Below are 6,725 nucleotides of genomic sequence, written 5' to 3' on the forward strand. Positions count from 1 at the left end.
GTAGAACAATTGTTTTTTGGGCCTAAAGATATTGCAAGTGGCCGGGTCTATTATAGCTTATAATCATACAGATGTTGGTGACCTCTTCGAGATGGATCACATATAGGATGCGGAGCAAGTTATATTAAAGAAAAAAAAGGTGGTTTAAGGCAAAAAGAAAATATTAACTAACTTTAGATAATTGGACTAGGGCTTTTCATAGGAGGCTTTGTTGTACCCAGTAGTATTTGGTAATAATTAGTTTGTCAAAATATACAGGTCATTTACTAATCGTTCAATTTCTTTATTATTTGTTCCATCATAAATTCCGCGTATTTGTTTTTTCTTATCCACGAGTATAAAATTAGGGGTATGAATAAAATCTTGCAGTCCACCATCGCCTTGCTCTACAACAGCAAAGTAACTTTTTCTGGCTAATTCGTAAATGTGCTTTTTATTTCCAGTAGTTACATTCCATTTAGAGTCTATCACTCCTTTTTCGGTTGCATATTTTCGTAACACAGGAATACTATCAATTGTTGGTGTTACAGATAATGACAAAAACATAATGTCTTCATTTTTTAAAAATTCATTTTGAAGTTCAGCCATATTAGTTGTCATTATTGGGCAAATGGTTGGGCAACTTGTGAAAAAGAAATCGACCACATAAATTTTATCTTTATAATGGTCTTGAGTAATCGTTTCTCCATTTTGATTTAGCAATTCAAAATCTGCAACGGTATGATTTTTATTTTTATTATGTAAACTTACATCTACCAATTCTGGATTAAAATCTGATGGATTATAAACTGGTAATTCCTTTGTTTGATTACAAGAGAATACACCACAAATTAAGAAGACTATAAAGATTGAATGTGATAGATTGAATCTCATATTAAATACTATTCAGCTTAAGAAAATCTTTTGCTTCTTTAATTTCTGGTCTATCGCTTACTACGTTTTCGGTTTGTTTAAGTAACCTTTCAAAATACAGCGTTGCTTTTTCCATGTCACCAGATTGTTTCGCTGCAATTGCTGCACCATAAATACCGTTGAATCTGTTTGGACGTCTCTCTAAATTTAATTCATAAGCAGTTAAAGCTTTTTGTGGTTTATTTAAGGTTAAAAGCATATCCGCTAAAAGTTCATCTGCTGGTAAAATTTCACCTGGCGTTACAGGATGTTTTGTTGTTTCACTTTCCATATCGGCAGCAGTAGTCATAAGAGATAAAGCTTCATCATCATTACCTTTTTTTAATTGCATCCACGCTTCAATGGTTTTAATTTGAATAGCAACTTGGTCTGATTTATAAGTGTCTTTTAGTGTTATTAATTCCTGTTCAAAAGAATTTAATATGTTAAGTTCATTTTGAACAGATTCTAAATTATTAATGTGAATGTATCCCAAGGCTTTTCCAAAATGTAGCAATGAGGCTTGCCAAGGGAATTTATCCCAGTTTATCTCTAATTCTTGTGGGAACTCAATATTGGTAGCTTCCTCCCAATTTTTATTTTCAACAGCTAAACGTGTAGGAATAGCTGCGGCAGTATATGCGATTTTAAAATTTGGCGGAAATATTTCTTTAAACGTTTTTAGGTAGTTGTATTGTTCGTAAGCAAGTTTATTATTTCCTGTTTGTAAATAGGCGTAAACCAAATAACCCATGGCGTGTATTTCTTCATCCCAATGCGCTCCTGGAGCAATACTTTCTGCATAGCAAATTGCAGATTCTGCTGAATTAAGATTTGTTTCTATAGATTCATTCCATAACCCTAAACGCGTAAATATATGCGATGGCATATGTTGTGCATGTGCAGAATTAGGTGCTATATCTGCATAACGTCTGGCAGTGCTTAATCCTAGTTCTGCTAATTCAGGATAATCATAAGAATGGATAATATAATGCGCTATTCCTGGGTGATTGGGTTGTTTTTTAAACAAATCTTCTAATATTTTTCCAGCTTCACGTTGTTTAGAATAGGCTTTATCCGAAGGTAGAGCAGAAGCTCGAAGTGCTAAAGCATAAAAAATGGCAACTTCTGTATCATCTTCATTTTCTTGGTACATATCTTGCATTTTTTGTGCATAGGCTTCTTTTCTAGTTTGATTGTCAACGGTCTCCCAATTTTTGTAGAACGCGCCAATAGCTTCTATATATTGTTCTGCTTTTTTAGTTTTAGGCAATTTTTCAGCAACAGCAAGAAGTTTTGTGCCTTTTTCTAAAACTGATTGCTCTGGTGGTGCCCACAATCCATGATAAATACTCATAGCTACACCCCAATATGCCATAGCGCATTCTGGGTCTTTATCTATAACTTTTACAAAGGCTTTTTCTGATTCAATATATTCAAAGGAATGTAGCAATGAAATTGCAAGGTTAAAGGTTTCTCTTGTTTCATAACTACATGCTTCTGAAAAATTTACCTCTCCAAATTCTCCATTACCACATAATAGTAATTCACCTCTTAAAAGGTCTAAACTTGTTAAATTGGGTTTTGGTTTTTCTTTTTTACAAGCAGTTAAGGATAAAATTAAACTAACAAGGATTAATATGTCTTTTAAATATTTCATAATCTCTATTTTTTAATTTGATGTTCGAAATCCCGCTATTGGGTACAACGCTAAGTATAAGAATAGTAGCTGACTGCGTTGTACTTTCCTATCAAGTTACAATAAAGTTGAAGCGGGCTACAACCCTTTGTTTTACTGCTATTTTGGCTATTATTTTTATACATTGTGCCTGTTGCACAAGTTAGGGAAAAAAGTCGTTGACGATCATTGCCGATCCAATGATCGATCGTAACTTTAGGTATGCAAGGCAAGAAGGATTATCAAGAAAAGCTGTTCGCCCATTTTCAATTGAGCGACCGTGTTCCCCAGCACAATTTTTACAGGCGTTTGAAAGAGGTATTGGATCTAGACTTCCTGTACCCCTTGACCAAGGGTCATTACGGCGATAGCGGCCAAAAGAGCATCGACCCCGTGGTGTTCTTCAAGTTGTGCTTGGTGGGGTACTTGGAGAACATCATTAGCGACCGTAAACTTATCGACCATTGTTCGATGCGATTGGACATCCTTTACTTTATCGGTTACGATATCGATGAGCCACTGCGCTGGCATAGTACGATAAGCCGAACACGCCAACTTTTCCCCGAGTCTATATTTGAAAAGGTCTTTACCAAGGTATTGAAGCTTTGTATTGAAAAAGGAATGGTCGGCGGCCATACCCAGGCCATTGACAGTGCGCCCGTGAAAGCGAACGCAAGTATGGACACCTTGGAGCTTAAGGTGCCGGAAGAGGACCTTGACGAACATTTGCGCAAGGTACGTGCGCTCAGTGCTATGGACAAGGAAGGACCGCACCGTAGATCCAAGAACGACAAGTCGGACAAAGGCCAACGCAGTGTTACGGCGAGCGAAAAAGAACTGGATGCGATAAAGGGCCGGAACAAGAAGTGGGCCAAGGACCAGGACCAACGCCCGGGCGCGGGCAACAAGGGTTCGAAGTACACCAGTAACAAGACCCATTATAGTCCCACGGATCCCGATGCGCGTATCAGCGTAAAGCCTGGCAAGGCCAGAAAGCTGAATTACCTAAGTCAGTTATGTGTGGATACGGCCCATCATGTAATAACGGATATCAAGGCTTACCATGCGGATGGAAAGGACAACCAGCAGCTTCAAGATATTGTAGCGCGTTTACAAAGACGCTTATGGCAACAAGGTCTGGTCTTCGAAAACTGCGTGGCCGATACCGGTTACAGTAGCGGGGAGAACTATGCCTTTCTGGAGGAAAGGGGACTGAAAAGTTTCATCCCGCCCCATGGCACTTACAAGGGCGGCCCCGATGGTTTCGCGTATATAGAAGAACACGACCATTATCTCTGCCCACAGGGCAAGGTGATCCCGTTCAGGAAAGTGTTCCTGGACAGCCGCACCAAGACCAGGAAGAAGTCCTATCGGGCATCGAGCAAGATCTGTAAGGGCTGTGCGCTTAAAGAAACTTGTTTGGGCAAGGTGAACGAGAAACAGTTCTCGGTCACTTATTATCGCGAAGAATACGAGCGTAATATCGAGCGTGTGAACAGCAAAGAGGGTAGGTACATGAAGGGCAAGCGACAGAGCACGGTAGAGCCTGTATTCGGTACCCTGACCCAGTTCATGGGACTTCGAAAGATAAATACCATCGGGATCAATCAGGCCGACAAGGTGATGCACCTCTCGGCAATTGCCTATAATCTCAAGAAATACCTAAAATTCATCGAAAAACGTTCCAAAAGTGGGGCGGGGCAGCTTGCTTTTAGGGTCTTTGTGAAAAGTGTTGTTCGAGACCCGTTTTTAGCTTTGATAAGGCATCAAAAATTGACTTTTCAATACTGATCCGGAAAGAAAAAAGCCTCTTGAAGAGGCTTAAAATCATTCGTTTTTTGCTGATTAGTGGCTTGTGCCACGGTTACCGTTGTTGTGCGTAGGCCTTTCCGCTACAGGATCCGTGCATTAATTTTTAATTACAATTTTTCCACAGTTAATTTCATAATTATTAAGTTTATAAATAAGTTCATCTTGCTGTAATTCGAATCCTGCTCTTATTGTTCCGTTTACACCTTCGTCAGAGATTACAACCGAATACAACAGATAAGAGCTGTTTGGTTCAATTACTGTTTTCAATTTAGATGGCTTATTTATATTTTCGTCAAGGAAACTTATTATATCCAATCCATAATTCGGTAATTTTTCTTTCTCAAGAGTCATTTCGCTATTTGGTATAAACAAATTGAAGTTTATGTTAGGCTCTGAAGGTATTACAAATGAATTAGCTGAAAAATCCACTTCTAATTCCAAATTAGAAGAAGATTTGTTTGTAATACAAGTCCAAAATGTTACATAAACAAATTCTTTTCCGTTGGTTGTTGTAAATCTTTGTCCGCCTTTTGGATAACTATTCTGAATTGTAATGCCTTTATTAATTCCATTATCATATTCAAATTCGGTATGGAAATTTTGTCCCATTAAAGTATTGGAGAGCAGAAAAAGAGTGAAAATGATGAAAAATTTCATTGGGCTATATGTTTTTCTCGGCTTACGCACAACGGTCAAGTATAAGAGAAGTAGCGGATTTAAAGGCGATTACCTGGCCGCCACCACAAAAGTTTATTAATAGCACTGACTTTGATTTTACCACTTCACCCGCTATTGCTCTTATACAATGTTGTGGTTAGTTAATCATCGAATAATCCAGATTTTGCGAGTTGTCGGGCTATCTGATGCAGGTTGTTGAGTAAAAGGTTACCCTCACTATCAAAGCCTCGGGTACCAAAATACGCGATAACCAAATCACGACCTGGCGAAACGTACAGTCCCTGTCCACCACCTCCTTCTTTGAAAAAGTCACCATCATCCATAACCACATCCCATTGATAAGTGGAATGTCTTGGCGGCTCACCATCAACTAAATGCTCTGCAGTTATTGGATCATCATAGATGAACAGATCAATTGGGCCGGTTTTCTCTATTATCTCAGGCCTACCACCTCGCTGTATTTTCTTAATGTAAGCATCAGGTATAAAATCATAAGGAGGAGTTCTGCCCGATGGAGTAAACAATAAGCCAAAACGGGTATGATCGCGTAAGGTGGCGCTGAGGCCTCCCATATACATACGGTCGTTGGAATTTGGTAAAAACATCAGTGCATCAGACTCTGCGCCCATTTTCTGCCATATCCTTTTTTCAATCAGTTGAACGGCTGTTTTATTAGTAATTCGCTCGATGATCCAGCCCAGAACTTCGGTGTTCAGAGAGAAGTATTCATAAATCTGTCCTGACGGTCCTGTCTTTTTCATGGGTGCGAGTTGGCCAGATGGCCCACCTTTAGATTTATCGTTGCCTATCCAGCCATTCTCATTTAAAAATATTTTTGCAAAAAGATTATCATCAATCCCCATTCCTGACGTCATATCCAAAACATCAATAATGGGAACAGCACCCCAGTCAGTACCTTCCAGTTCTGTTAAATAAGCTGACACAGGCTTATTGACGTCTATTTTGCCCTCCATCTCCAGCAAGCCAATGATAGTAGAAACATACGGTTTGGTTACTGAAAAACTATGATGCTTGTTGTAGTCCTTCATGTGAGGGTATTCTTCAAACACTATTTTGCCTTTATGCAAAATGATCATGCCATCTACTAACGGACTCTTTACATATTCTTCAAGTAGAATTTCTCCTTCTATGGTTTTAGTGATGAATACCTTGACATCCTCCCTTAAATGATAGTCCAGTTGTCGAATAGCGCCTGATCGGCTAACGACCTGATGAGGCCAGAATTCAGACATGTGTGTATTAATATAGCGAGTAAAATCTCCTCCCTTATTCGATTGCTGATTAGTATCAAAATCAGCATGAATGGCTTGTATTTCATCCAACGTGTAGCCGTTGAAATCTTGCGCATAACCCAAATAAGGTAACAGAATTGCCAGAAGAACCAATAGCGCTATTCTCATTTTATTAATTTTTTAATTAACCACAACGGTTTAGCTAAGCGTAGTGCGGGTGGTAAAGAAACTTTTCGTTTCCGTCTTAGCACGAAGCTAAAGCTTATTGTTTTGCTTTTTCTTTTTCGTTCCAAAGCTAAATCCATAAGATTTAGCGACTTTATAAATATACATAGACCTCTCGGTTTTGCCCTAAAGTCCGCATTACGTTTAGCATCGATGAAAAAGCAGCAAGTCGAGTATCTTTAAAGTTC

5 protein-coding genes are annotated in these 6,725 nt (G+C 38.8%); 1 reads left to right on the top strand and 4 read right to left on the bottom strand.

Annotated elements, in window-relative coordinates:
- Positions 1 to 237: 237 nt before the first annotated feature.
- Both AACZ49_RS06220 and AACZ49_RS06225 read right to left on the bottom strand, forming a co-directional pair.
- On the bottom strand, positions 238 to 873 hold the full coding sequence (locus AACZ49_RS06220; protein ID WP_339652709.1) for an SCO family protein: 636 nt from the start codon (positions 871 to 873) through the stop codon (positions 238 to 240).
- 1 nt (position 874) lies between these two features.
- Entirely contained in the window at positions 875 to 2,551 is a 1,677-nt protein-coding gene (locus tag AACZ49_RS06225) for a hypothetical protein (RefSeq protein ID WP_339652711.1), read from the bottom strand.
- A 240-nt stretch (positions 2,552 to 2,791) separates the two neighbouring features.
- On the opposite strand from AACZ49_RS06225, the gene AACZ49_RS06230 reads away from it, so the two are divergent.
- Positions 2,792 to 4,360, top strand: coding sequence for an IS1182 family transposase (locus AACZ49_RS06230; RefSeq protein ID WP_339652712.1), 1,569 nt, complete (start codon positions 2,792 to 2,794; stop codon positions 4,358 to 4,360).
- A 117-nt stretch (positions 4,361 to 4,477) separates the two neighbouring features.
- Here AACZ49_RS06230 and AACZ49_RS06235 read toward each other — a convergent pair whose 3' ends face one another.
- Together AACZ49_RS06235 and AACZ49_RS06240 are read right to left on the bottom strand one after the other, a co-directional pair.
- Entirely contained in the window at positions 4,478 to 5,038 is a 561-nt protein-coding gene (locus tag AACZ49_RS06235; RefSeq protein WP_339652713.1) for a hypothetical protein, read from the bottom strand.
- A 161-nt stretch (positions 5,039 to 5,199) separates the two neighbouring features.
- The gene (locus AACZ49_RS06240; RefSeq protein ID WP_339652715.1) at positions 5,200 to 6,480 is read right to left on the bottom strand and encodes a serine hydrolase; all 1,281 of its coding nucleotides are present in this window, start codon (positions 6,478 to 6,480) and stop codon (positions 5,200 to 5,202) included.
- Positions 6,481 to 6,725: the final 245 nt, after the last annotated feature.

Source organism: uncultured Maribacter sp. (assembly GCF_963975365.1).
Taxonomy (GTDB): domain Bacteria; phylum Bacteroidota; class Bacteroidia; order Flavobacteriales; family Flavobacteriaceae; genus Maribacter.

Coding starts and splice junctions, on each gene's coding strand:
- AACZ49_RS06220 (WP_339652709.1), bottom strand. CDS start 873: ATGAGATTCAATCTATCACATTCAATCTTTATAGTCTTCTTAATTTGT.
- AACZ49_RS06225 (WP_339652711.1), bottom strand. CDS start 2,551: ATGAAATATTTAAAAGACATATTAATCCTTGTTAGTTTAATTTTATCC.
- AACZ49_RS06230 (WP_339652712.1), top strand. CDS start 2,792: ATGCAAGGCAAGAAGGATTATCAAGAAAAGCTGTTCGCCCATTTTCAA.
- AACZ49_RS06235 (WP_339652713.1), bottom strand. CDS start 5,038: ATGAAATTTTTCATCATTTTCACTCTTTTTCTGCTCTCCAATACTTTA.
- AACZ49_RS06240 (WP_339652715.1), bottom strand. CDS start 6,480: ATGAGAATAGCGCTATTGGTTCTTCTGGCAATTCTGTTACCTTATTTG.